Here is a 22,998-nt window from a genome sequence, read left to right on the forward strand (position 1 = left end):
GCCACGGGGCGGGTCAGCCGCCGAGCCGGAAGTCCCGGCGCGGCTGCCACCGGGTCGCGCCGCTGTGCGAGAAGAGGGTGAAGCCCTCCACCTCGAACATCGCCGAGAAGTCGGCCAGATCCTCGTACGCCCGGTCCAGCGCCTCCGGGGCGACGTCCTGCGCCACGGTGACGTGCGGGTGGTACGGGAAGCGCAGTTCCCGGTGCAGGTGTGGGGCGGCGCTGATGGCGGCCGCGAGCAGCTCGCATTCGCTGATCCCGGCCGCGACCGCGACGAAGACCACCTGGGTCACCGGCCGGAACGTGCCGGTACCCCGCAGGTGCAGGGTGAACGGCAGGTGGGCGGCGGCCACCTGCGCCAGGTGCGCCTCGACCGACTCCAGCGCGGCCAGCGGGATCTCGGTCGGGCCGAGCAGGGTCACGTGCGCGGGGACGACCTGTGGGTCACCCGTCTGCATCCGGCGTCGGGTCAGTAGCCCACCCCACGGCTCGGGGATGTCCACCGCGATCCCGATCTGGATGGTGTCGCCGGCCACCGGTATCCCGTCGCTGCGATCCACGCTCCGCGCCACCCCTCCGGCCATCGTCTCGACCCGTACCGCCGACCCGCCCACCGTTACGCCACGGGCGCCGACGCCAGGAACCCGACCCGCTCGTACGCTGTGCGCAGCGTCGGCACGGTCACCGCACGGGCCTTCTCCACCCCGACGGCGAGCAGCTTGTCGAGCTGCGCGGGGTCGTCGAGGTAGGCCCGGGTGCGTTCCTGGATCGGGGTGACGAACTCGCGGACCACCTCGCCCAGCTCCTTCTTGAGATCGCCGTAGCCCCGGCCCGCGTACGCGGCCACCAGGTCGTCGATGCTCCGGCCGGACAGGGCGGAGTGGATCGTGAGCAGGTTGGACACCCCGGGCTTGGTCTCGGCGTCGAAGACGATCTCCCGGCCGGTGTCGGTGACCGCCGAACGGATCTTCTTGGCCGAGCGGGCCGGGTCCTCCAGCAGGTCGATGATGCCGGCCGGGGAGGACGACGACTTCGACATCTTCGCCGTCGGCTCCTGGAGGTCTGTGATCTTGGCAGTGTCCTTCACGATGTGCGGGGCGGGCACCGTGAAGGTCGGCCCGAACAGCGAGTTGAACCGCTGGGCCAGATCCCGGGAGAGCTCCAGGTGCTGCCGCTGATCCTCGCCGACCGGCACCACGTCGGCCTGGTAGAGCAGAATGTCGGCGGCCTGGAGGATCGGGTACGTGAACAGGCCGACGCTGGAGCGGTCGCTGCCCTGCTTCTGCGACTTGTCCTTGAACTGGGTCATCCGGCTCGCCTCACCGAACCCGGTGATGCAGCCCAGCACCCACGCCAGCTGCGCGTGCTCGGGCACCTGCGACTGGACGAACAGGGCGCTGCGCTCCGGGTCGATGCCGACCGCGAGGAGCTGGGCGGCGGCCACCCGGGTGCGCTGGCGCAGCACCGCCGGATCGTGCCCGGCGGTGATCGCGTGCAGGTCGACGACGCAGTAGAACGCCTCGTGGGTGTCCTGCAACGCCACCCAGTGCCGCACCGCGCCCAGGTAGTTGCCGAGGTGGAACGAGTCGGCCGTCGGCTGGATGCCGGAGAAGACGCGGGGGCGGGTGGGAGCGTCGGACATGCCGGCAATTCTGTCAGCAACCCCCGGCGTCCGTCATGACGGGCCGGCGGGTCGACTCGCCGCCGGTCGCGCCGGGGCGGTGACCTCGCGTACCGACGCCCGCGCCGCCGCGACGTCGGCCGGTGCCGCGGCGGCGGTCTCCCGGCGCGGCACCGGCAGCCGGGCGGCGGACACCGCGACCCGGGACACCCGACGCCCGTCGAGGGCGAGCACCCGCAACAGCCACCCGTCGGCCGGGGACGGATCGTCCCCCTGGGTGACCGGCACCTCGTCGCCGGCCACCGGGAGCCGGCCGAGCGCCGCCATCACGTACCCGCCGACCGTCTCGTACGGGCCGGCGGGCAGCGGCACCCCGGTCCGCTCGGCGAAGTCGGCCAGGTTGAGCCGACCGTCGACCACGGCGGGCAGGCCGGCCGACGCCGGCTCGGGTGGGCCGGCGTACTCGTCGTGGATCTCCCCGACCAGTTCCTCGATCAGGTCCTCGCAGGTCACGATGCCTGCGGTGCCGCCGTACTCGTCGACCACCACGGCGAGGTGGTGGCCCTCGCGGCGCATCTCGGTCAGCGCGGCGAGCACCCGCTTGCTGCCGGGCAGCCGCTTGACCTCCCGGCTCAGCCGGCCCACCGTGGTCGCCGGGTCCAGGTCGGGGCGCATCAGCACGTCGCGCAGGTGGACGAAGCCGACCACGTCGTCGTGGGTGCCGTCGACCACCGGGTACCGGGTGTGCGGGTCGATCCGGACGAGGCGTTCGGCCTCGGCGAGGGTCAGCCCGGCGGCGAGGAAGACCACCTCGGTGCGGGGCATCATCACCTCGCGCACCAGGCTGGCCCCGGCGACCAGCACCTCGTCGATGATCCGCCGTTCGTCCGGGTCGAGGACGGTGTTCGCGGCGACCAGGTCGCGCAGCTCGTGCTCGCTGATCCGTTCCCGGCCGGCGGCCGGGCTGGCGCCGAGCAGGTCGGTGACGAGCCGGGTCGCGCCGTCGGCGGCCCGGACGACCAGCCGCGCGACACTGCGGGCCACCGGCCCGGGTACGCGTCGGCTCCGCCCCGGCGCGCGTCTCCGGGGCCCGGGACCACCCGCTTCCCGCATGGAAGTGATGGTAGGGCCGGCGGACCCGACCGGTGGGCAATGTGCGGATCTGTTCAATCATGAACGTTCATGATGGAATGAGGGTGACCCCACGACGCACAGCGCGGCGACAGCACCCGGCCGTAGGGTGATCACGAACGGCCGCAGCGGGCGCGCCAGGCAGGAGGACCGACGTGAAACTGCTCGTCACCGGCGGTGCCGGGTACATCGGCAGCGTGGTGACCCGGATGCTGCTCGACGCCGGCCACCGGGTGACCGTCCTGGACGATCTGCGCACCGGGCACCGGGCGGCGCTGGCCCCCGACGCCACCCACGTCGACCTGCCCGTGCACGAGGCCGCCCGGGTGCTCACCCCCGACGCCGGCTTCGACGGGGTGCTGCACTTCGCCGCGCTGATCGCCGCCGGCGAGTCGATGGTCCACCCCGAGCGGTACTGGCACGCCAACACGGTCAGCTCGATCGCGCTGGTCGACGCCGTCCGGGCCGCCCGGGTGCCACGCCTGGTCTTCTCCTCCACCGCCGCCGTCTACGGCAACCCGGTCGAGCTGCCCATCCCGGAGACCGCCGTCAAGGCCCCCACCAACACGTACGGCGCCACCAAACTCGCCGTCGACCTGGTGCTCACCTCCGAGGCGACCGCACACGACCTGGCCGCCGTGTCGCTGCGCTACTTCAACGTCGCCGGGGCGTACCTGCGCGACGGCCTCGCCATCGGCGAACGGCACGACCCGGAGACCCACCTCATCCCCATCGCCCTCGACGTCGCCGCCGGCCGCCGGGAGAAACTCCAACTCTTCGGCGACGACTACCCCACCGTCGACGGCACCTGCGTGCGCGACTACATCCACGTGGCGGACCTGGCCCGCGCCCACCTACTGGCGCTCACCGCCGCCGTGCCCGGCCGGCACCGCATCTACAACCTCGGCAACGGCAGCGGCTTCACCAACCGGCAGGTCGTCGACGTGGTCCGCGAGGTCACCGGCCGGCCGGTGCCGGTCGAGACCGCCCCCCGCCGCGAGGGCGACCCGGCCGAACTCGTCGCCTCCTCGGAACTGGCCCGCCAGGAACTGGGCTGGGTGCCCGAGAAACCCACCCTCACCGACATGGTCGGCGACGCCTGGGCGTTCTACCGCGCGCACGTGCTGGAGCAGTCGTGACGGGCCGCCCGGACGTCGCCGACCGCGCCACCGCCGGCTTCTCCGCCGGGTACGACGCGACGCCGGCCGGACGCTGGGCGGCACCCGGACGGGTCAACCTGATCGGCGAGCACACCGACTACAACGACGGGTTCGTGCTCCCCTTCGCCCTGCCGCTGCGTACCGTGGTCGCCGCCGACCCGCAGCCCGGCGAACGCTGGACGGTCCGCTCGGAGATCGCCGACCGGCCCGTCGACTTCGGGGCCGCCGAGGCCGACTCCCCCGGCCGGGTCACCGGCTGGGGCGGCTACGTCGCCGGGGTCGTCTGGGCCCTGCGCGAGGCCGGGTACGCCGTCCCCGGCGCCCGGCTGGCCGTCGCCTCGGACGTGCCGCTCGGCTCCGGACTCTCCTCGTCGGCGGCCCTGGAGGCGGCGGTGCTCGCCGCCCTGGCCGACCTGGGCGGGTTGGACCTGCCCGCCGAGCGCAGGCCCCGGCTGGCCCAACGTGCCGAGAACGGCTACGTCGGCGCGCCCACCGGCATCATGGACCAGTCGGCGGTGATCCGCTGCCGCGCCGGCCACGCCCTGTTCCTCGACTGCCGGGACGAGTCCGTCGACCACGTCCCGTTCGACCTCGACGCCGCCGGCCTGGCCATCCTGGTGATCGACAGCCGTGCGCCGCACCGGCACGCCGACGGCGAGTACGCCTCCCGTCGCGCCGCCTGCGAACGGGCCGCCGACCTGCTCGGCGTGCCCGCCCTGCGCGACGTGCCGGTCGCCGACCTCGACGCCGCCCTGGCGCGGCTGCCCGACGACGAGACCCGACGCCGGGTCCGGCACGTGGTCACCGAGAACCAGCGGGTACTCGACACCGTCGCCCTGCTGCGCGCCGGCCGGGTCGCCGAGATCGGGTCACTGCTGACCGCGTCGCACGCCTCCATGCGGGACGACTTCGCGATCACCGTCCCCGAGGTCGACACCGCCGTCGAGGCGGCGCTCGCGGCCGGCGCGCTCGGTGCCCGGATGACCGGCGGCGGCTTCGGCGGCTGCGTCCTCGCCCTGGTCGAGGCGGCGGCTGCGGAACCGGTGGCGGCAGCCGTCCGGGACGCCTACGCCGGACGCGGCTTCACCGCCTCCGACACCCTCACCGTCCTGCCCGCCCCCGGCGCCACCCGCCTCCCCTGACCGTCTCACTCCACCCCGGTCCCGGCCCCACCCCGCCCGGTGCGGGTCCCGCCCGCACCCCCGCTCCGCTCCCGCGCTCTGCTCGTGCTGGGCGGCGGTGATCAAGAGCTTTGGGTCATCCGTCGGGCGGGAACTGACGCAAAGCTCTTGATCACCGAAAGCCGACGAGGCGGGCCGGGGCGGGTGGGGTGGGGTGGGGTGGATCAGGCGGTGTCGACGATCATGCCGGCGGCCACGGTGCGGTTCGTGGCCTCGTCGATGACGATGAAGCCACCCGTGGTGCGGTTACGGCGGTACTCGTCGGCCAGCAGCGGGACGGTGGTCCGCAGCCGCACCCGGCCGATCTCGTTGAGCCGTAGCTCGCTGGCGGTCTCGTCGCGGTGCAGCGTGTTGATGTCGAGCCGGTAGTACAGGCCGCGCACGATCGTCCGCGCCGAACGGGTGGTGTGCTTGATCGTGTACTTGCCACCGACCTGGAGCGGACGGGTCTCGTCCATCCAGCAGACCATCGCCTCGATGTCCTGCGAGACGGTCGGGGCGTTGTTCGGCCGGCAGATCATGTCGCCGCGCGAGATGTCGATCTCGTCGTCGAGGCGGACGGTGACCGACATCGGGGGGAACGCCTCGTCGACGGGGCCGTCGGCGGTGTCGATGGCGGCGATCCGGCTGGTGAACCCGGACGGCAGGACCATCACCTCGTCGCCGGGCTTGAGCACGCCGGAGGCGACCTGCCCGGCGTAGCCCCGGTAGTCGGTGACCGTGGTCGACTGGGGGCGGATCACGTACTGCACCGGGAACCGGACGTCCACCAGGTTACGGTCCGAGGCGATGTGCACACGCTCCAGGTGGTGCAGCAGCGACGGCCCCTCGTACCACGGCATGTTCTCCGACCGGGTGACGATGTTGTCGCCACGCAGCGCCGAGATCGGCACGACGGTCAGGTCGGGCGCGTCGAGTTTCGCCGCGAAGGCGGTGAACTCGTCGGCGATGCGTTCGAAGACCTCCTGGGAGAAGTCGACCAGGTCCATCTTGTTGACGCACAGCACCAGGTGCGGCACCCGCAGCAGCGAGCACAGGAACGCGTGCCGCCGCGACTGCTCCACCAGCCCCTTACGCGCGTCCACCAGGATCAACGCCAGATCTGCGGTGGACGCACCGGTGACCATGTTGCGGGTGTACTGGGTGTGCCCGGGGGTGTCGGCGATGATGAACTTGCGCCGGGGCGTGGCGAAGTACCGGTACGCCACGTCGATGGTGATGCCCTGCTCCCGTTCGGCCCGCAGGCCGTCGGTGAGCAACGCCAGGTTGGTGTACTCGTCACCCCGGGCCGCGCTGACCGCCTCCACCGCCGCCAACTGGTCGGTGAACAACGACTTCGTGTCGTACAGCAACCGACCGATCAGGGTCGACTTGCCGTCGTCCACACTCCCCGCCGTGGCGAACCGCAACAGGTCCATCGGCCGGGCCTCGACCTCGGGCGACACCGTCTCGGCGCTCATCAGAAGTAGCCCTCCCGCTTGCGGTCCTCCATGGCGGCCTCGCTGACCCGGTCGTCACCCCGGGTCGCCCCCCGCTCGGTGATCCGCGTCGCGGCCACCTCGTCGATCACCTTCTCCACCGTGTCGGCGTCTGAACGCACCGCCGCCGTGCACGACGCGTCGCCCACCGTCCGGTACCGCACCCGGGCCTTGAACTGCTGCTCACCGGCCCGGGGCCGGAAGAACTCGTTGACGGCGTAGAGCATGCCGTCGCGTTCGACCACCTCACGGTCGTGCGCGTAGTAGATCGACGGCAACGGCACCCGCTCCCGGGCGATGTAGTGCCAGATGTCCAACTCGGTCCAGTTCGACAACGGGAACACCCGGATCGACTCACCCGGATGATGCCGACCGTTGTACAACGACCACAACTCCGGCCGCTGGTTCTTCGGATCCCACTGCCCGAACTCGTCCCGGAACGAGAACACCCGCTCCTTCGCCCGCGCCTTCTCCTCGTCCCGCCGCGCCCCACCGAACAACGCGTCGAACCGGTGCTTCTCCACCGCGTCCAACAACACCGGCGTCTGGATCCGGTTCCGCATCCCGTCACCCGACTCACGGACCGTTCCGGCCGCCAGGGCGTCGGGCACGCTCGCCACGACGAGGTGCAGGCCCAGCTCCGCGACCCGCTGGTCGCGGTAGTCGAGCACCTCGGGGAAGTTGTGCCCGGTGTCGACGTGCATCACCGGGAACGGGATGTTGGCCGGGGCGAACGCCTTCTGCGCCAGCCGCAGCATCACGATCGAGTCCTTGCCACCGGAGAAGAGCAGCACCGGCCGCTCCATCTCGGCGACCACCTCACGCATCACGAAGATGCTCTCCGCCTCCAACTCGTCGAGGTGGGAGACCTGGTAGAAGCGGCCGGGGGCGGTCATGCCACGGGCTCGATCGGCGCGGATCCGTACATGGATTCCAGACCTTTCCGGTCGGACAAATCAAAAACAGCGCTCAGGCTACCCGGAATGCCTCTGCAGCGCTGCAAGCAACCGGCTGGCGAGATCCTTGCGGCAGACCAGCAGGTCAGGCAGGCGCGGATCCGCCTCGTTGTATCTCAGCGCAGAACCGTCGATTCGGGAAGCGTGCAGCCCGGTGGCCGTCGCCACAGCGATCGGCGCCGCCGAGTCCCACTCGTACTGGCCGCCCGCGTGGATGTAGGCGTCCACGTCACCGGTCACCACCGCCGCGATCTTCGCCCCCGCCGAACCCATCGGCACCAACTGGGCACCCACGTCCTCGGCCAGCGCGGTCAGGAACGCCGGCGGCCGGCTCCGGCTCGCCGCCAACCGCAGCGTACGGTCACCCGTCGTGGCCGCTTCCACCGTCATCGGCGGGTACGCCGGCGGGTAGTCCGTGCCCAGCACCCGGTGCTGCGCCGGCAATCCCACCGCCCCCGCCACCAGCCCGTGCGGCGTCGGCGCGTTACGCGCCCAGAGCGCAACGTGCACCGCCCAGTCGGCGCGGCCCTCCTCGGAGAACTCGCGGGTGCCGTCCAACGGGTCGATGATCCACACCCGGTCGGCGGTCAGCCGGGACACCCCACCTGTGGTGTCCACCAGCCGCGACCCCTCGTCCTCCTCGGAGAGCACCGCGTCACCGGGCCGCCACTTCGCCAATTCGCTGCGGATCAGGTCGTGCGAGACCTTGTCCCCGGCCGACTTCAACGCCGCCGCGTCCGCGAACCCCATCTCGGCGCGCAGCTCCAGCAGGGCCTGCCCGGCCCGGTCCGCCAACCAGCGGGCGAACGCGCCGTCGATCATCGGAGGACTGCCCACGAACTCGCTCCCGTCGCCTACCACGGCCCGCGCGGGGTCGCGCGCCACGCCAGAACGCGCAGACTACCGCCAACGCGAGCGCGCCACGAGTACGCCCCCCGCGACTCAGACCCCGTGGTAGGCGTTCTGGGTCGGCTCGACCCCCTTGGTGACCACCGACTCCACCACGTCAGCGGCCCGGTCCACCAGGAACTCCAACTCCTTACGCTCCGCGGTGCTGAAATCCGACAGCACGAAGTCCGCCGGGTCCTGCCGTCCCGGCGGCCGACCGATGCCGAACCGCACCCGCACGTAGTCCTTCGTCCCCAGCGACTTCGACATCGACCGCAGGCCGTTGTGCCCACCCTCGCCGCCGCCCAGCTTCACCCGCAACTGCCCATACGGGATGTCCAGCTCGTCGTGCACCGCGATCACCCGCTCGGCCGGGATCTTGTGGAACTGCGCCAGCGCGGCCACCGGCCCACCCGACAGGTTCATGTACGTCTGCGGCTTGAGCAGCACCAGCTTCGGCCCACCGAAACCGACCCGCCCCTCGGCGACGTCCGCCACCACCCGCTTGTACCGCCCGAACCGCCCACCCAGCCGTACGGCGAGCAACTCGGCGACCATGAAGCCGACGTTGTGCCGGTTCCCGGCGTACTCCCGACCCGGATTGCCCAGGCCGACCACCAGCCACGGCCCCGTCTCGTCCGTCACGACCCGTACCTCCCGCTCGCCGTCTGCGCGCCGACCGTGCCCCGATACGCCGGCAGGCGCCCCCGCGACGGGAGCGCCTGCCGTGAACGATGCGACCGGTCAGGCCTCGGTCTTCGCCTCGGTGCTCTCTTCGCCCTCGGCAGCCGGAGCCTCGGCGCCCTCGGCGGCCTCCGCACCCTCGGCCTCCTCGGCCTCCGCAGCCGGGGTCTCGACCTCCGGCAGGGTGGCCTCCAGCTGCTCGGCGGTCGGGGCGGCGGTCACCGAGGCGACCGTCTGCTCCGCGTCGGCGGCCAGCTCGACACCGGCAGGCAGCTCGACGTCGGCGGCGGTGACCTGGCTGCCGGCCTCCAGGCCCTCGATCGACGCCTCCAGGTGGTCCGGCACCTTGGTGGCGTCGGCGGTCACCGAGAGGGTGTCGTGGTCGTGCACGATCAGGGTGTCCCGCGCGGCCTCACCGGTCAGCTGGACCGGGACCTCGACGGTGACCTTCTCGCCCCGACGGACCAGCAGCAGGTCCACGTGCTCGAAGCTGTCCCGGATCGGGTCACGCTGGATCGCCTTCGGCAGCGCCAACACCTGGGTGCCGTCGCTGACCTCGATCGCGAAGAGCTGGTTGGCACCGCCCTTACGGATCGCGGCGGCGAACTCCCGCGCCGGGAGCGCGATGTGCTTGGGCTTCTCGCCGTGACCGTACAGCACGGCGGGCACCTTGCCGGCCCGACGGGTACGACGGGCACCACCCTTGCCGAACTCCGTACGGGGCTCGGCGCTGATCTTTACCTCGGACACGGGGAAACTCCTGATGCTAACGCTACGGCGGCTTGTCGTCTGGCGGTGCTGGGGCGAGGGGCTCGCTTGGGGCTCATGCGTCATGAACGACTGCCCGGAGCACCGCGTCGATGACGGTGCCTCCGTGCGGCGCTCGATCAGCGGCCCGCCGGGCACCCTCGCCGTGGCAACCGCACCAGTCTACCCGAGGTCTTTCCGCGCCTTCCGGCAGTCCCCGCCATGCACCGCCGCCCCGCGCGTCGGACCCGGCGACGCCGGGCCGGTCGCACCCGACCGGCCCGCGCGTTCGCCGGGACGGGCGTCAGCTCAGGCCACCGAAGAGGGTGGTCACCGACCCGTCGTCGAAGACCTCCCGGATCGCCCGCGCCAGCAACGGCGCGATCGACAGCACGGTGAGCTTGTCCAACTGCTTCTCCGCCGGCAGCGGCAGCGTGTTCGTCACCACCACCTCGGTGATCGGGCTGTTCTTCAACCGCTCCGTCGCCGGGTCGGACAGCAGGGCGTGGGTGGAGGCCACCACGATCTCCGCCGCACCGGACTCCTTGAGGATGTCCGCCGCCTTGGTGATCGTCCCACCGGTGTCGATCATGTCGTCGACGATCAGGCAGACCCGACCCTCGACCTCACCGACCACCCGGTTCGCCACCACCTGGTTGGGCTTCAACGGGTCGCGGGTCTTGTGGATGAACGCCAACGGGCAGCCACCGAGGCGGTCCGTCCACCGTTCCGCCACCCGTACCCGGCCCGAGTCCGGTGCCACCACCGTCATCGGCCGGCCGGCGAACTTGTGCTCCACGTACTCGGCGAGGATGTCCATCGCGAACAGGTGGTCCACCGGGCCGTCGAAGAAGCCCTGGATCTGCGCGGTGTGCAGGTCGACGGTGAGGATGCGGTTCGCCCCGGCCGTCTTGAGCAGGTCGGCCACGAGCCGCGCCGAGATCGGCTCCCGACCGCGGTGCTTCTTGTCCTGCCGGGAGTACGGGTAGAACGGCAGGACCACGGTGATCCGCTTCGCCGAACCCCGCTTCAGCGCGTCGATCATGATCAGGGTCTCCATGACCCAGGTGTTGACCCCGTGCGTGACGGACTGCACCACGAAGGCGTCCGAACCACGCACCGAGTCCCGGAACCGTACGAAGATCTCACCGTTGGCGAACTCGTACGCGTCGGAAGGGGTCGGCGCTACACCGAGCACCTCACCGATCTCCTTGGCCAACTCCGGAAAGCCACGTCCGGAAAAGAGCATCAGGCTCTTGCGGTTTTCGGCGACGATGCTGCCCATGGGCCCGTCTGCTCCCGTTGGTCGGTGGTGCCCGGCGGCGGTGGGCCGGGGCTGCTCGGTTGCAGTATGCCCCGACCACGGCGACCCTCACACCGTCTCGGCACCCCCGTGGATTGCCTCACCTTCACTTGCCGACGCAGGCCCACCCGACGCATCCTCACCGGCCGTCCGGGCCTGCTCGGCGGCCCGCGCGGAGACCGTGCCCGGCCGGTTACGCAGCACCCAACCCTCGATGTTGCGCTGCGGCGCCCGGGTCACCCCCAACGCCCCCGGCGGCACGTTCTGACTCAACGCGCTACCCGCCGCCACGTACGCCCCCGCACCCACCTCGACCGGCGCGATCAGGTTCGTGTCGCAGCCGACGAACGCACCGTCACCGACCACCGTGCGGTGCTTGTTCACCCCGTCGTAGTTCACGAAGATCGTCGCCGCGCCGATGTTCGCCTTCGCCCCGATCGTCGCGTCCCCCACGTACGACAGGTGCGGCACCTTCGCGCCCGGCCCGACCTCGGAGTTCTTCACCTCGACGAACGTGCCCACCTTCGCCTTCTCGGCCAGCCGCGCCGCCGGCCGTAGGTAGGCGTACGGGCCGACGCTCGCCCCCGCGCCCACCTCGGCGCCGGTGGCGTGGCTGCGCAGCACGGACGCCGCCGGTCCCACCACCGTGTCGATCAACGTGACGTCCGGCCCGACCACCGCCTCGGCCCCCACCACGGTGGTCCCCCGCAACTGGGTGTTCTGGTCGAGCACCGCGTCCCGTTCGACGATGGCGGTCACGTCGATCCAGGTGGTCGCCGGGTCGAGGATCGTCACCCCGGTCCGCATCCACGCCTCGTTGACCCGGTCGCGCAGCAGCCGACGCAGCCCGGCCAACTCCACCCGGTCGTTGCAGCCCAGGGTCTCGACGTGGTCGGCGGCCACGTGCACCCCCACCGGCTCGCCGGCCGAGACGAGCAGCCCGAAGACGTCGGTGAGGTACTCCTCGCCCTGGTCGTTGTCGGTGGAGAGCTTGCCCAGCGCGGCCCGCAGTCGGGCCAGGTCGAAGGCGTAGATGCCGGCGTTGATCTCCCGCAGCGCCCGCTGGGCGGGGCTCGCGTCACGCTCCTCGACGATCTGCTCCAGCCGGCCGGCGTCGTCCCGGACGATCCGGCCCAGGCCGGTCGGGTCGGGCACCTCGGCGGCGAGCACCGTGGCCGCCGCGCCCTCACTCTCGTGCGCCGCGACCAGCGCGTCCACCGTCCCGGTGCGCAACAGCGGCACGTCCCCGTTGATCACCACGACGGTGCCGGCGGCCTCCGGCACCGCGTCCAGCGCGATCCGTACGGCGTGCCCGGTGCCGAGCTGCTCGGCCTGGAGCACGGCGGTGGCGTCCGGGGCGACCTCGGCCAGGTGGGCTCGGACCTGATCGGCCCCGTGGCCGACCACCACCACGGTCCGGTCCGCACGCAGCGGCCCGGCCGCGGCCAGCACGTGCCCGAGCAGCGTCCGGCCGAGCAGTGGGTGCAGCACCTTGGGCAGCGCCGACTTCATCCGCTTGCCCTCCCCGGCGGCGAGCACGACGACGGTACGGCGGTGGGGCTGGGACACGGGTGGGCTCCCGTCGGGGAAGGCGACAGTCTCGCCGCCATGCTAACCAGACTTCGGGGGCGGATCAGCGGAAGCTCCCGGGAGAGGACTCGAACCCCTACAATCAGGACCAAAACCTGACGTCCTGCCATTAGACGACCCGGGAAGGTCTAAAACGGGCAAATCGAATTGCTTGGCAGACCTACTACACCTTAGCGCCCCTCGCCGCCCGCGCCATCGCCCATTCCCTTCATGATCCCCTCTATCCGCCAGTACAACTGCCGGGACCTGGGCACCTCGACAATCAGACAACCTCGATAGTCCTCGCCCGTGTTGCGCCGCACCGTGGTCGGCCGATGGTGCTTGAGTGACGTCGGGCGGAACGTCTCGGCCGGAACGGCCACCCGCCCGGCCCACCACCGCACGGCCGCCTCGGCGTCCGCGCTCTCGTGGATGCTCACCCGGAACCGCAGGCCCTCCCGGGGTACCCCCATCGCCTCGACGAAGCGGACGAAGATGTCAACCAGCCCGGGATCGCTGTTGATGAACCTGACCCGGCACTCGTGGGGCCGCCAGGGCTTGGCCTTTTCCCCCTCCGCCCAGTAGAGCACCGCCCCCACCATGATCAGCTCACGGTGCCCCATCGATCCGACCCAGGCCGCTGCGTCCGCCACGGCCGCCGCCCGGGCGGCGTCCCGGGCCTGCCGGTGGGCCGACCACCGGGCATCCGTCATCGCCTTGGAGTGCGCCCGTCGGCGCTCGCGGGCGACCTCCTCGTCCGGGTCGAGGGGGAGGTGGCGCACCCAGAGGTAGGCGGTGGACTTCGCGACGCCCAACCGGGCTGCGATGTCGCCGACCGAGCAGCCCTCGCCGCGCAGTGCCACCGCCGCCGCGCGCAGGTCGTCGCGGGCGACGGGTCGTCGGGTGCGGGCCGGGGGCGCACCGTCGCGCAGCCGGCGCACCTCGGCGGCCGTCGGATCGGTCATGACCGGCAGGTTAAGACAACCGTATGACACTTCACTCATTCATGTGCGCCACTGTTCACTCCACTGTGGCCGGACCGTAGGTTACGGTGACGTAGGCGTATCCGACCGCTGCGAGGTGCCATGTCGACCACCCTGCGGGACGCCGGTGCCGCCGGCCCGAAGCCGCTCACCCAGGGCCCCCAGTCGCGGGGCATCCTGATCGCCCTCTGGGCGTTCGTGGTGGTGCCGTTCCTCGCCCTGCTCGCCGCCGTGCCGGTGGCCTGGGGCGGCTGGCTGCACCCGACCGACGTACTCGTCGCTGCCCTCTGGTACGTGGTGTCCGGGCTCGGCATCACCGTCGGCTACCACAGGTACTTCACCCATGGCGCGTTCAAGGCCCGCCGCCCGGTCAGGGTGGCGCTGGCGGTCGCCGGGTCGTTCGCGGTGCAGGGCGAGATCATCCAGTGGGTGGCCGACCACCGGCGGCACCACGCCTTCGCCGACCTCGACGGCGACCCGCACTCCCCCTGGCGGTACGGCGAGAGCGTGCGGGGTCTGGCCAAGGGCCTGTTCCACGCGCACCTGGGGTGGTTGTTCGGCCGGGAGTTGTCCAACCGGGAGCGGTTCGCGCCGGATCTGCTCGCCGACCCGGACACCCGCCGGGTGGACCGGCTCTCGCCGCTGCTGGTGGCCGTCTCGCTGCTCGGCCCGGCGCTGATGGGCGGGCTGCTGACCTGGTCGTGGGCCGGCGCGCTGAGCGCGTTCTTCTGGGGCGGGCTGGTCCGGATCGCCCTGTTGCACCACGTGACCTGGGCGATCAACTCGGTCTGCCACGTCTACGGTGAGCGTCCGTTCGCGATGCGGCCGGGCGACCGGGCGGCCAACTTCTGGCCGCTGGCCCTGCTGTCGTTCGGGGAGAGCTGGCACAACCTGCACCACGCCGAGCCGACCAGCGCCCGGCACGGGGTGCTGCGCGGGCAGTGGGACCCGTCGGCCCGGGTGATCTGGTTGCTGGAGCGGGCCGGCGCGGTGCACGACGTGCGGTGGCCGAAGCCGGAACGGGTGGCGGCCAAGCGGGTACGGGAGCCGCTGCCGCGCTGAACCCGGCGGTGCCCCGGGGCGTCACCTGGCAGGATGGCCGGGTGACCGAGACAGACGGGCACGACCGGAGCATTCCACGACAGGGCGTCACCGAGCGCCGGCGAGGTGACGAGATGGCGCAGCCCCCGGGTGGGGAGAACACCGGCACACGACGGGCGGCGCCTTCGGCGGGCGCGAAGCCGGCGGCGCGGGTACGAATGTCGGCCGCGCAGCGGCGCGAGCAGTTGATCGCGATCGGCCGGCAGGTGTTCGCCGAGAAGGGCTTCGACGCGACCTCGATCGAGGAGGTGGCGACGCGGGCGCAAGTCTCCAAGCCGGTGGTCTACGAGCACTTCGGCGGCAAGGAGGGCCTGTACGCGGTGGTCGTCGACCGGGAGGTGCGGGCCCTGCTGGACCGGATCGCCGCGGCGTTGACCGCCGGTCATCCGCGGGAGTTGCTGGAGCAGGCGGCGCTGGCGCTGCTGGGCTACATCGAGGAGGAGACCAGCGGGTTCCGGGTGCTGGTGCGGGAGTCGCCGCTGATGTCGGCGGCGGGCAACTTCAGCAGCGTGATGAACGACGTGGCGCACCGGGTGGAGCACATCCTGGGTGCCGAGTTCTCCAGCCGGGGTTACGACCCGAAGCTGGCCGAGCTGTACTCGCAGGCGCTGGTGGGGATGGTGGCGTTGACCGGGCGCTGGTGGTTGGAGGTCCGCCAGCCGGGCAAGGAGACGGTGGCGGCGCACCTGGTGAACCTGGCCTGGAACGGGTTGTCGCACCTGGAGGCGGGGCCGGGCCTGATCACCTCGCGGTCGGGTGGCTGAGCGTCGGGTCAGCGGGCCGGGTGGAGCCGGTCGGCGCGTTCCCGGGCGGCGTGCTCGTCGGTGCCGATCTTGTCGTAGAGACCGGTGGCGAGCAGCAGCAGGCCGAACAGCAGCGAGACGATCACCGTCGACATCGAGAAGTTGAGGATGTTGGCGCGGGTCTGGAGCACGCTCATCATCGCGAGGCCGGTGACCATGAAGACCACCCCGGCGGTGAGGTTCATGATGTGCCCGAGGTTGCCGCGCCGGGACGCCCCGATGATCAGGACGACCCCGAAGACGACCGAGACCAACGAGAACGCCAGGTTGGTACGCAGCCCCAGGGCCCAGTGGCTGCCCCGGGCGAACAGCGGTTCACCCCAGGTCTGTACGACGCCGAAGGCGCCGAAGACCAGGATGTAGAGGCCGACGAGGCCGGCGAAGACCCGGTACAGCGGGCGGGCCGGGTGGTTGACCGGAAAGTGCGCCATGGCCCCTCCGTGCGCGGACGACGTGTCGGGACGATTGTCTCCCGTCCCGCCGTCCGTTGTCGGAGAAACGCCAGGTCACGTCACGTCGCGTCCCGGCCCGCGCCGCGAGCGGGTCAGAGCACCAGGCGGGCCTTCTGCCAGGCTTCCTTCTCGTCCTCGGTGCCGACCTTGCCGTACATGCCGACCATCAGCAGGACGAGGCTGAGGGTCATCAGCACGATGACGGTGAGGATGCTGAAGTTGGCGACGTTGGCGTCGGTCTGGAGGAAGGCCAGGCCGGCGAGGCTGATCACCATCAGGGTGTAGGCCAGCCACTGGTTGATCGCCACGTCGAGGTTGCGGCCGATCACCGTGCCGACCAGGATGACCACCCCGAACAGCACGGACAGCAGCGAGAACCCGAGGTTGGTGCCCTGGCCGAGGACCTTGGTGTCGTCCTGGGCGAAGAAGTCGTTGCCGGCGCTGGCGATGACGCCGAGCGCGCCGAAGACCACGAGGTAGAGACCGATGAGCCCGCCGATCGCCCGGTAGACCGGCCGCGCGGGGTGGTTGACGGGGGTGTGGGCCATGACTGTGTCTCCAACGCCGTTCGAGGTGAGGGTCGTCGACGATTGTCCCGTACGGCGGGGTGTGACGCCGCACACGGGGTCGTCCCCGGTCTACAGGGGCGGGATCTCGTCGGCGAGGGTCAGCCAGGTCTCCTCGGTCCGTTCCCGTTCGGCGCGTACCTCCTTGAGCTGCGCGTCGAGGTCGGCGACCCGGGCGTAGTCGGTGGCGTGCGTGGCGAGCTGGTCGAGGAGGGTGGCCTCCTTCTGGTCGAGCTTGCCGATCTGCCGTTCCAGCCGGGTCAGCTCCTTGCGGGCCTGCCGGGCCTCGGCGGCGGACATGCCACCCGTGGCCGGGGCCTCGGGGCTCGCGGCCGGGCCGGCCGTGGTCCGGGCCGGACCCGGGCCGGCGGCGCGGGCCAGGTACTCGTCGACGCCGCCGGGCAGGTGCACCAGCCGGCCGTCGCCGAACATCCCGTATGCGGCGTCGGTGACCCGTTCGATCAGGTACCGGTCGTGGCTGGCCACGATGATCGTGCCGGGCCAGGAGTCGAGCAGGTCCTCCAGGGCGGCGAGGGTGTCGGTGTCCAGGTCGTTGGTGGGTTCGTCGAACAGCAGCACGTTGGGTTCCCCGGCGAGCAGCCGGAGCATCTGCAGCCGGCGGCGTTCCCCGCCGGAGAGGTCACTCACCGGGGTCCAGAGCCGCCGGTCGTCGAAGCCGAACACCTCGGCGAGTTGGGCGGCGGAGATCTCCCGGTCGCCGAGCTGCACCCGCCGGGCGACCTCTTCGACGGCCTCCAGGACGCGCAGGTGGCCGGGGAGTTCGGCGAGTTCCTGGGAGAGGAACGCCGGCTTGACGGTGGACCCGGTGTGGAACCGGCCGCCGTCGGCGCGGGTGATGCCGGCGAGCAGCCGCAGCAGGGTGGTCTTGCCGGCCCCGTTGCGCCCGAGGATGGCGATCCGGTCGCCGGGGCCGACCTGCCAGGTGGTGTCGTGCAGGATCTCCTTGGGGCCGGCGTGCAGCCGGACGTGCTCCAGGTCGTACACCTGCTTGCCGAGCCGGGCGGTCGCCATCCGCTGCAACGACATGGTGTCGCGCGGCGGCGGCACGTCGTCGATGAGCGCGTTGGCCGCGTCGATGCGGAACTTCGGCTTGGAGGTGCGGGCGGGCGGGCCGCGCCGCAGCCAGGCGATCTCCTTGCGGAGCAGGTTCTGCCGGCGGGCCTCGGTGGCGGCGGCGACCCGTTCCCGTTCGGCGCGGGCCAGCGTCCAGGCGGCGAAGCCGCCCTCGTAGGCCCGGACGGTCTGGTCGGCGACCTCCCAGGTGGTGGTGCAGACGGCGTCGAGGAACCACCGGTCGTGGGTGACCACGACGAGCGCGCCCCGGCGGCCGACGAGGTGCCGGGCGAGCCAGTCGACGCCGCCGACGTCGAGGTGGTTGGTGGGTTCGTCGAGGATGAGCAGGTCGGATTCGCGGACCAGCAGGGCGGCCAGGGCCACCCGGCGGCGCTCGCCACCGGACATCGGGCCGACCGGCTGGTCGAGGCCGAGATGGGGCATGCCGAGGCCGTCGAGGATGGCGCGGACCCCGGCGTCGCCGGCCCACTCGTGTTCGGCGCCCATCCCCTCGGCGAGCCAGGCGGTGCCGAGCACCACGTCCCGCACGGTGGCCTCGGGGGTCAGGGTGAGGGCCTGCGGCAGCCAGAGCACCCGCAGGTCGCGGCGGTGGGTGACCCGGCCGTCGTCGGGGTCCTCCTGCTTGGTGAGCATCCGCAGCAGGGTGGACTTGCCGGCGCCGTTGAGGCCGACCACGCCGATCCGGTCGGTGTCGTCGAGGCCGAGCGAGACGTCGGTGAGCAGCGGCCCGGCGGCGCCGTACCCCTTGGACACCCGGTCCAGGTTGACGATGTTGGCCACGGTCCCACCTTTCATGATCAAGGCGTCCCGGTGCCGGCGGGCACCTCGGGACGCCTGGGGCAAGGGTACGCGGACACCCGCGCCGCCCCACCCGCCCGTGCCGGAGCCGGGGCCGGAGCGCCCCGCACAGCAGGTCGCGACGGGTTGATCAACTCATCGGGGCTGATGGTGCGGGTTCCCGGTCGCCGGATACCGCAACCCCGGCCCACGGGAGTCGATCTTCAACCGGGCGGACTCAGCCGACACGGGCCCCGGGCACCGGGCCGTGGGCGACCCGGGTCTCCCGGCACACCCCGGCGGCCTGCACCTCGGCGGCGATCCGCTGCGCGTCGGCGGCGTCACGGGCGAGGAAGACGCAGGTCGGACCGGAACCGGAGACGATCCCGGCGAGCGCGCCGGCCACCTGCCCGGCCTTCAACGTGTCGGCCAGTGCCGGGCGCATCGACAGGGCGGCGTCCTGCAGGTCGTTGCCGAGGCAGCCGGCGAGCACCCGGGGGTCGCGTTGGCGCAGCGCGCCGAGCAGGCCGTCGGTGCTGCCCAGCGGTGTACCGGCGGTGCCGGCGGCACGCAGCCGGTCGAGTTCCCGGTAGGCGGCGGGGGTGGACAGGCCGCCGTCGGCGACGGCCACCACCCAGTGCCAGGAGGTGGGGCGGGCCAGCACCGGGCTGACCGCCTCGCCCCGGCCGGTGCCCAGCGCGGTGCCGCCGTGGATCAGGAACGGCACGTCGGAGCCGAGGTCGGCGGCGATCCCGGCCAGTTCGTCGCGGGACAACCCGGTGCCCCACAGGGCGTCACAGGCGACCAGCGCGGCGGCGGCGTCGGCGCTGCCCCCGGCCAGTCCACCGGCGAGCGGGATCTGCTTGCGCAGGTGCAGCCGGGCGTGCGGCAGCACCCCGGCGTAGCCGGCGAGCGCGTGGGCGGCACGGATGGCCAGGTTGGAGTCGTCCAGGGCCAGCTCACCCGCGCCCTCACCCTCCATCGTCAGGGTGAGGGTGTCGCCCCGACGGGCGGTCAACTCGTCGTAGATCGAGATCGCGTGGTAGACGGTGTTCAGCTCGTGGTAGCCGTCCCGGCGCAACGGGCCCACCCCGAGGTGCAGGTTGACCTTCGCGGGCACCCTGACCCGCACCGGGCCACTGCTGCCGCGGCGCTGGTCGTCATCGTCGTCCGGTCGCCATGCCTCGGTCACCGGGTGACGTCCCACCGGCACGGGCGGATGTCGAACGGCATCTCCACGATCAGCTCCTCGGCGGCGTCGGCGGCCGGCGGCGTACCGGCCGGCAACCAGGTCGTACGCGCAGGTGCGGCGTGTCCCTCGGCGGGCACGGCGTCAGCCTACTGTGCGGTGGTGGCGACGGTCGGAGCCGACGCGGCGATCGCGGCGAACTGCTCCACGGTGAGTGACTCCCCGCGTGCGCCGGGGTCGACCCCGGCGGCGGTGAGCGCCGCGGCGGCCCGGTCGGGGCCACCCGCCCAGCCCGCCAGCGCGGCCCGCAGCGTCTTGCGGCGCTGGGCGAAAGCGGCGTCGACGACGGCGAAGACCGCCTGTACGGGCACGTCGTCGCGGGGTGGTTCGCGGCGGGTGAACGCGACCAGTCCGGAGTCGACGTTCGGCACCGGCCAGAACACGTTCGGTGGCACCCGACCGGCGGCCCGGGAACGGGCGTACCAGGCGAGCTTGACCGACGGGATGCCGTACACCTTGGAGCCGGGGCCGGCGACCAGCCGGTCGGCGACCTCCTTCTGCACCATCACCAGCCCGTGCCGCAGGGTGGGCAGCTCGGCGAGCAGGTGCAGCACCACCGGGACGGCGACGTTGTAGGGCAGGTTCGCCACCAGCGCGGTGGGCGGCGGGTCGGCCAGGGCGGCGGCGGTGATCCGCAACGCGTCGGCCCGGTGCACGGTGAGCCGGGCGGCGTCCGGGCCGGCGTGGGCGGCGGCGGTCTGCGGCAACGCGCCGGCCAGCACCGGGGCGATCTCCACCGCGTGCACGTGCGCGGCGGCCGGCAGCAGGGCCAGGGTGAGCGAGCCGAGCCCGGGGCCGACCTCCAGCGCCACGTCGTCGCCGGTGAGCCCGGCGGCGGTGACGATCCGGCGGACGGTGTTCGGGTCGTGCACGAAGTTCTGGCCGAGCTTCTTGGTCGGGTTGACGCCGAGTCGCGCGGCGAGTTCCCGGATCTCCGCCGGGCCGAGCAGGCCGGTCACGCCCCGAAGCGTAGTCGCGGGTCGCGGGTCGGTCACCACGGCCCGAAGACCCGGTCGCCGGTGGCGGAGATGGCGGCGCACAGCTCGTCGAGGTCGGCCCCGGTGGTCTCGGCCAGCGACCGGACCGTCAGCGGGATCAGGTACGAGGCGTTGGGCCGGCCCCGGTGCGGCATCGGGGTCAGGTAGGGCGCGTCGGTCTCGACGAGGATCTGGTCGATCGGGGTGAGCGCGGCGGCCTCGCGCAGCGCGGCGGCGCTGCCGAAGGTGACGGTGCCGGCGAAGCTGAGCAGGTGGCCCCGGCGGACGCACTCGCGGGCGAAGTCGGCGTCGCCGGAGAAGCAGTGCAGCACCACCGTGTCCGGGGCGCCCTCGTCGTCGAGGATGCGCAGCACGTCGGCGTGGGCGTCGCGGTCGTGGATGACCAGGGCCTTGCCGTACCGCTTGGCGATGGCGATGTGCGCCCGGAAGCTCTCCTCCTGGGCGGCCCGGCCGTCGTCGCCGGTGCGGAAGAAGTCCATCCCGGTCTCGCCGACGCCCCGGACCCGGTCCCGGGCGGCCAGCGTCTCGATCTCGCGCAGCGCGGCATCCAGGTCGGCCAGCCGGGGTGCCTCGTTGGGGTGCAGCGCCACGGTGGCGAGCACCGCCGGGTACCGGTCGGCGACGTCGGCGCCCCAGCGGGACGAGTCGACGTCCACGCCGACCTGCACGAGCCGGTCCACGCCGACGGCGGCGGCCACCTCGATCGCGGCGGCCACCGGGTCGGCGGCGACGCCCCCGCCGGGCACGCCGGCCTCACTGACGGTGATGTCGAGGTGGGTGTGGCTGTCCAGCACGGGGCGGGGCAGCGGCGGCGGGGCGGGCGGGAACTCGCCGGCCCGGCGGGCGGCACGCTGCTTGCGGGATTCGGTCCGTTCGGTCATCGCGGCCAGCATCACACACCGGGGGCGGCCGGGGGCACCGACCCGTGCGGGGTGGGGTGTTCCCGGGCGGCCACCGGACGTTCACCGGGGCGGAACCTGACCGGCCTACTCTCGCCGGGATGAGCGTCACCGATCGGGCCAGCGGCGCGGCCTCCGGGCGGACCGCGTTGCGCGTGACGTACGGCGGGGTGGTCCACCCGGCGGAGGAGCTGGCCCGGGGCGCGGCCTACGAGCTGTTCAGCGCCGAGGCGGCACCCGGTTTCGAGTGGGCACCCAGGCCGGGCGTCAGCTGGCCGTGGCGGCGGTTCGTGCACGTGACCGAGGTCACCGAGGTGAGCGGGGGCGGCCCGCCGGTCGAGGAGCCGGAGGCGGCGCTGCTGATGCCGGTGCACCGCGACCGGGGCTGGTCGTACGTGCACCAGCTCAGCCAGCAGCCGACGGCGGCCGGCGATCCGACGCTGGCCGCGGTGCGCGCCTCGGCGGCGCTGCGGCGCGGCACCCGGATGGTCAAGGTGCTCTCCGCCCGGCAGCTCGCCGGGTACGTGCGGGGGTGGTTGCCGCACGGGTTCTGCTACCGCGAGCACGACGTGGCGCACCTGCGCACGCCGGCCGCGCTGGCGGTGCTGCGTGGCGACGGTACCAGCGGCGACGGCACCGACGTCGGGTACGCGCTGCGCTGGCGGGTCGCCGACCCGGGCGACTACGACGTGCCGGTCGGCGACGCGCACCGGGGCCTGCTGGAGCTGCCGCCCCGGGACCGACTGGGCCCGCCAGTGCTGGGTACCGGGTTCGTGCCGAGTTCGGCGCAGTTGATCCCGGAGTTCGTCACCCGGGACTTCGCCGACCTGCCGATGCCCGCCAACGCCAGCCTGCTGGCGTACACCGCCGACGGGGCCGAGGTGGTGCTCTACAGCTACCAGGCGGAGCAGCGGGGCTGGTTGCGGATGGTGGGGCCGCAGTGGCGGCACCTGCTGGCCGCGGTGCCGGGGCTCTCCCCCGACCAGGAGTACGTGCCGACCGGCGAGGTGCCGCGGTCGACGCAGCTGGTCGGCGGGTTGGCCGGCGGGGAGTACGAGGCGGTGGCGGACCTGCCGGGCGGGTTCCGGGTACTGGCGATGACCCGGGCGGCCCGCTATCCGGTGGAGTCGGTCAGCCGGCGGCTGCGCCACGCCCGGTGGCGGGGCGTGGCGTGCCTGGTGCTCCGGGAGGAGGCGGGCTGGCTGCGGCTGCGCCTGCGGCAGCCCGATCCGGACGGGGTGCGCGACACCGGGGCGCAGTGCCATGAACGGGGCGTGTACGAGACGTGGGCGCCGGTCGCCGAGGTGACCGACGACCGGGTGGTGGACCTGCCGTACGTGCTGTGAAGGCATGAGGGT

General features: G+C 72.6%; 23 protein-coding genes and 1 tRNA gene. 5 read left to right on the top strand and 19 right to left on the bottom strand.

All coding sequences use genetic code 11. The features are described 5' to 3' along the window. Positions 1-13 precede the first annotated feature (13 nt). Genes ACN260_RS25710 through ACN260_RS25720 form a run of 3 tightly spaced genes read right to left on the bottom strand, consistent with a single transcriptional unit; the run spans position 14 to position 2,733 of the window. Positions 14-583 carry a 2'-5' RNA ligase family protein gene (locus ACN260_RS25710; RefSeq protein WP_204927411.1) on the bottom strand — a complete coding sequence of 190 codons (570 nt, stop codon included), beginning with the start codon at positions 581-583 and terminating at the stop codon, positions 14-16. Between the two features lie 32 nt (positions 584-615). Then, positions 616-1,641: a tryptophan--tRNA ligase gene (trpS, locus tag ACN260_RS25715; RefSeq protein ID WP_422753436.1), complete on the bottom strand. Its 1,026-nt coding sequence runs from the start codon at positions 1,639-1,641 to the stop codon at positions 616-618. Positions 1,642-1,674: 33 nt separating this feature from the next. After that, positions 1,675-2,733 carry a hemolysin family protein gene (locus ACN260_RS25720; protein ID WP_422753437.1) on the bottom strand — a complete coding sequence of 353 codons (1,059 nt, stop codon included), beginning with the start codon at positions 2,731-2,733 and terminating at the stop codon, positions 1,675-1,677. A gap of 227 nt (positions 2,734-2,960) precedes the next feature. Here ACN260_RS25720 and galE point away from each other — a divergent pair, with 227 nt between their 5' ends. Beyond that, positions 2,961-3,890, top strand: coding sequence for a UDP-glucose 4-epimerase GalE (gene galE, locus ACN260_RS25725; RefSeq protein WP_422756830.1), 930 nt, complete (start codon positions 2,961-2,963; stop codon positions 3,888-3,890). Then, positions 3,887-5,053, top strand: a complete 1,167-nt coding sequence (gene galK / locus ACN260_RS25730) for a galactokinase (RefSeq protein WP_422753438.1) — start codon at positions 3,887-3,889, stop codon at positions 5,051-5,053. Before galE ends, galK begins: the two co-directional genes overlap by 4 nt. Positions 5,054-5,256: 203 nt before the next feature. On the opposite strand, the gene cysN is transcribed toward galK, so the two are convergent. The 9 genes from cysN to ACN260_RS25775 all read right to left on the bottom strand — a co-directional run bounded on the left by cysN (position 5,257) and on the right by ACN260_RS25775 (position 13,682). Beyond that, positions 5,257-6,552, bottom strand: a complete 1,296-nt coding sequence (cysN, locus tag ACN260_RS25735) for a sulfate adenylyltransferase subunit CysN (protein ID WP_422753439.1) — start codon at positions 6,550-6,552, stop codon at positions 5,257-5,259. Continuing rightward, positions 6,552-7,466: a sulfate adenylyltransferase subunit CysD gene (gene cysD / locus ACN260_RS25740; protein ID WP_204927405.1), complete on the bottom strand. Its 915-nt coding sequence runs from the start codon at positions 7,464-7,466 to the stop codon at positions 6,552-6,554. The genes cysN and cysD overlap by 1 nt, the downstream gene beginning before the upstream one ends. 78 nt (positions 7,467-7,544) lie before the next feature. After that, positions 7,545-8,348: a 3'(2'),5'-bisphosphate nucleotidase CysQ gene (locus tag ACN260_RS25745; protein ID WP_204927528.1), complete on the bottom strand. Its 804-nt coding sequence runs from the start codon at positions 8,346-8,348 to the stop codon at positions 7,545-7,547. A 120-nt stretch (positions 8,349-8,468) separates the two neighbouring features. After that, positions 8,469-9,059 carry an aminoacyl-tRNA hydrolase gene (gene pth, locus ACN260_RS25750; protein ID WP_422753440.1) on the bottom strand — a complete coding sequence of 197 codons (591 nt, stop codon included), beginning with the start codon at positions 9,057-9,059 and terminating at the stop codon, positions 8,469-8,471. A 99-nt stretch (positions 9,060-9,158) separates the two neighbouring features. Beyond that, positions 9,159-9,848 carry a 50S ribosomal protein L25/general stress protein Ctc gene (locus ACN260_RS25755; protein ID WP_088647400.1) on the bottom strand — a complete coding sequence of 230 codons (690 nt, stop codon included), beginning with the start codon at positions 9,846-9,848 and terminating at the stop codon, positions 9,159-9,161. Positions 9,849-10,149: 301 nt separating this feature from the next. Then, the gene (locus tag ACN260_RS25760; RefSeq protein ID WP_363657353.1) at positions 10,150-11,130 is read right to left on the bottom strand and encodes a ribose-phosphate diphosphokinase; all 981 of its coding nucleotides are present in this window, start codon (positions 11,128-11,130) and stop codon (positions 10,150-10,152) included. An 87-nt stretch (positions 11,131-11,217) separates the two neighbouring features. Beyond that, positions 11,218-12,717, bottom strand: a complete 1,500-nt coding sequence (gene glmU / locus ACN260_RS25765) for a bifunctional UDP-N-acetylglucosamine diphosphorylase/glucosamine-1-phosphate N-acetyltransferase GlmU (protein WP_422753441.1) — start codon at positions 12,715-12,717, stop codon at positions 11,218-11,220. A 74-nt stretch (positions 12,718-12,791) separates the two neighbouring features. Then, positions 12,792-12,862, bottom strand: a tRNA-Gln gene (locus ACN260_RS25770). Between the two features lie 46 nt (positions 12,863-12,908). After that, positions 12,909-13,682, bottom strand: a complete 774-nt coding sequence (locus ACN260_RS25775; RefSeq protein WP_422753442.1) for a resolvase — start codon at positions 13,680-13,682, stop codon at positions 12,909-12,911. A gap of 120 nt (positions 13,683-13,802) precedes the next feature. Between ACN260_RS25775 and ACN260_RS25780 the strand changes: the two genes are divergently transcribed. Next, positions 13,803-14,762 (top strand): acyl-CoA desaturase, encoded by a 960-nt coding sequence (locus tag ACN260_RS25780; RefSeq protein WP_422753443.1) that lies wholly within the window; start codon positions 13,803-13,805, stop codon positions 14,760-14,762. Positions 14,763-14,875: 113 nt separating this feature from the next. Further along, positions 14,876-15,565, top strand: coding sequence for a TetR family transcriptional regulator (locus tag ACN260_RS25785; protein ID WP_422753444.1), 690 nt, complete (start codon positions 14,876-14,878; stop codon positions 15,563-15,565). A gap of 8 nt (positions 15,566-15,573) precedes the next feature. Here the strand turns inward: ACN260_RS25785 and ACN260_RS25790 are convergent, their stop codons facing one another. The 7 genes from ACN260_RS25790 to ACN260_RS25820 all read right to left on the bottom strand — a co-directional run bounded on the left by ACN260_RS25790 (position 15,574) and on the right by ACN260_RS25820 (position 21,634). Further along, positions 15,574-16,035, bottom strand: coding sequence for a DUF4383 domain-containing protein (locus ACN260_RS25790; protein ID WP_422753445.1), 462 nt, complete (start codon positions 16,033-16,035; stop codon positions 15,574-15,576). Positions 16,036-16,148: 113 nt separating this feature from the next. Then, entirely contained in the window at positions 16,149-16,604 is a 456-nt protein-coding gene (locus ACN260_RS25795) for a DUF4383 domain-containing protein (protein WP_422753446.1), read from the bottom strand. Between the two features lie 90 nt (positions 16,605-16,694). Continuing rightward, the gene (locus tag ACN260_RS25800) at positions 16,695-18,497 is read right to left on the bottom strand and encodes an ABC-F family ATP-binding cassette domain-containing protein (RefSeq protein ID WP_422753447.1); all 1,803 of its coding nucleotides are present in this window, start codon (positions 18,495-18,497) and stop codon (positions 16,695-16,697) included. 235 nt (positions 18,498-18,732) lie between these two features. Further along, the gene (locus ACN260_RS25805) at positions 18,733-19,686 is read right to left on the bottom strand and encodes a 4-(cytidine 5'-diphospho)-2-C-methyl-D-erythritol kinase (protein WP_422753448.1); all 954 of its coding nucleotides are present in this window, start codon (positions 19,684-19,686) and stop codon (positions 18,733-18,735) included. Then, a complete protein-coding gene (locus ACN260_RS25810) occupies positions 19,683-19,823 on the bottom strand; it encodes a hypothetical protein (RefSeq protein WP_158224271.1) in 141 nt (46 codons plus the stop codon). The genes ACN260_RS25805 and ACN260_RS25810 overlap by 4 nt, the downstream gene beginning before the upstream one ends. Before the next feature lie 9 nt (positions 19,824-19,832). Further along, positions 19,833-20,702: a 16S rRNA (adenine(1518)-N(6)/adenine(1519)-N(6))-dimethyltransferase RsmA gene (rsmA, locus tag ACN260_RS25815; protein ID WP_422753449.1), complete on the bottom strand. Its 870-nt coding sequence runs from the start codon at positions 20,700-20,702 to the stop codon at positions 19,833-19,835. A 32-nt stretch (positions 20,703-20,734) separates the two neighbouring features. After that, positions 20,735-21,634, bottom strand: a complete 900-nt coding sequence (locus ACN260_RS25820) for a TatD family hydrolase (RefSeq protein WP_422753450.1) — start codon at positions 21,632-21,634, stop codon at positions 20,735-20,737. Positions 21,635-21,741: 107 nt separating this feature from the next. Between ACN260_RS25820 and ACN260_RS25825 the strand changes: the two genes are divergently transcribed. Further along, entirely contained in the window at positions 21,742-22,986 is a 1,245-nt protein-coding gene (locus tag ACN260_RS25825; RefSeq protein WP_422753451.1) for a hypothetical protein, read from the top strand. Positions 22,987-22,998: the final 12 nt, after the last annotated feature.

It is taken from the genome of Micromonospora sp. WMMD708 (genome assembly GCF_049315245.1).
Lineage (GTDB): Bacteria > Actinomycetota > Actinomycetes > Mycobacteriales > Micromonosporaceae > Micromonospora > Micromonospora wenchangensis.

Excerpts from the sequence above, each read along its gene's own strand:
- ACN260_RS25760 (WP_363657353.1), bottom strand. The coding sequence starts at position 11,130 with ATGGGCAGCATCGTCGCCGAAAACCGCAAGAGCCTGATGCTCTTTTCC.
- ACN260_RS25790 (WP_422753445.1), bottom strand. The coding sequence starts at position 16,035 with ATGGCGCACTTTCCGGTCAACCACCCGGCCCGCCCGCTGTACCGGGTC.
- cysD (WP_204927405.1), bottom strand. The coding sequence starts at position 7,466 with ATGACCGCCCCCGGCCGCTTCTACCAGGTCTCCCACCTCGACGAGTTG.
- ACN260_RS25775 (WP_422753442.1), bottom strand. The coding sequence starts at position 13,682 with ATGACCGATCCGACGGCCGCCGAGGTGCGCCGGCTGCGCGACGGTGCG.
- trpS (WP_422753436.1), bottom strand. The coding sequence starts at position 1,641 with ATGTCCGACGCTCCCACCCGCCCCCGCGTCTTCTCCGGCATCCAGCCG.
- ACN260_RS25780 (WP_422753443.1), top strand. The coding sequence starts at position 13,803 with ATGTCGACCACCCTGCGGGACGCCGGTGCCGCCGGCCCGAAGCCGCTC.
- ACN260_RS25720 (WP_422753437.1), bottom strand. The coding sequence starts at position 2,733 with ATGCGGGAAGCGGGTGGTCCCGGGCCCCGGAGACGCGCGCCGGGGCGG.
- galE (WP_422756830.1), top strand. The coding sequence starts at position 2,961 with ATGCTGCTCGACGCCGGCCACCGGGTGACCGTCCTGGACGATCTGCGC.
- ACN260_RS25825 (WP_422753451.1), top strand. The coding sequence starts at position 21,742 with ATGAGCGTCACCGATCGGGCCAGCGGCGCGGCCTCCGGGCGGACCGCG.
- cysN (WP_422753439.1), bottom strand. The coding sequence starts at position 6,552 with ATGAGCGCCGAGACGGTGTCGCCCGAGGTCGAGGCCCGGCCGATGGAC.
- ACN260_RS25745 (WP_204927528.1), bottom strand. The coding sequence starts at position 8,348 with ATGATCGACGGCGCGTTCGCCCGCTGGTTGGCGGACCGGGCCGGGCAG.
- ACN260_RS25795 (WP_422753446.1), bottom strand. The coding sequence starts at position 16,604 with ATGGCCCACACCCCCGTCAACCACCCCGCGCGGCCGGTCTACCGGGCG.
- ACN260_RS25820 (WP_422753450.1), bottom strand. The coding sequence starts at position 21,634 with ATGCTGGCCGCGATGACCGAACGGACCGAATCCCGCAAGCAGCGTGCC.
- ACN260_RS25710 (WP_204927411.1), bottom strand. The coding sequence starts at position 583 with ATGGCCGGAGGGGTGGCGCGGAGCGTGGATCGCAGCGACGGGATACCG.
- ACN260_RS25785 (WP_422753444.1), top strand. The coding sequence starts at position 14,876 with ATGGCGCAGCCCCCGGGTGGGGAGAACACCGGCACACGACGGGCGGCG.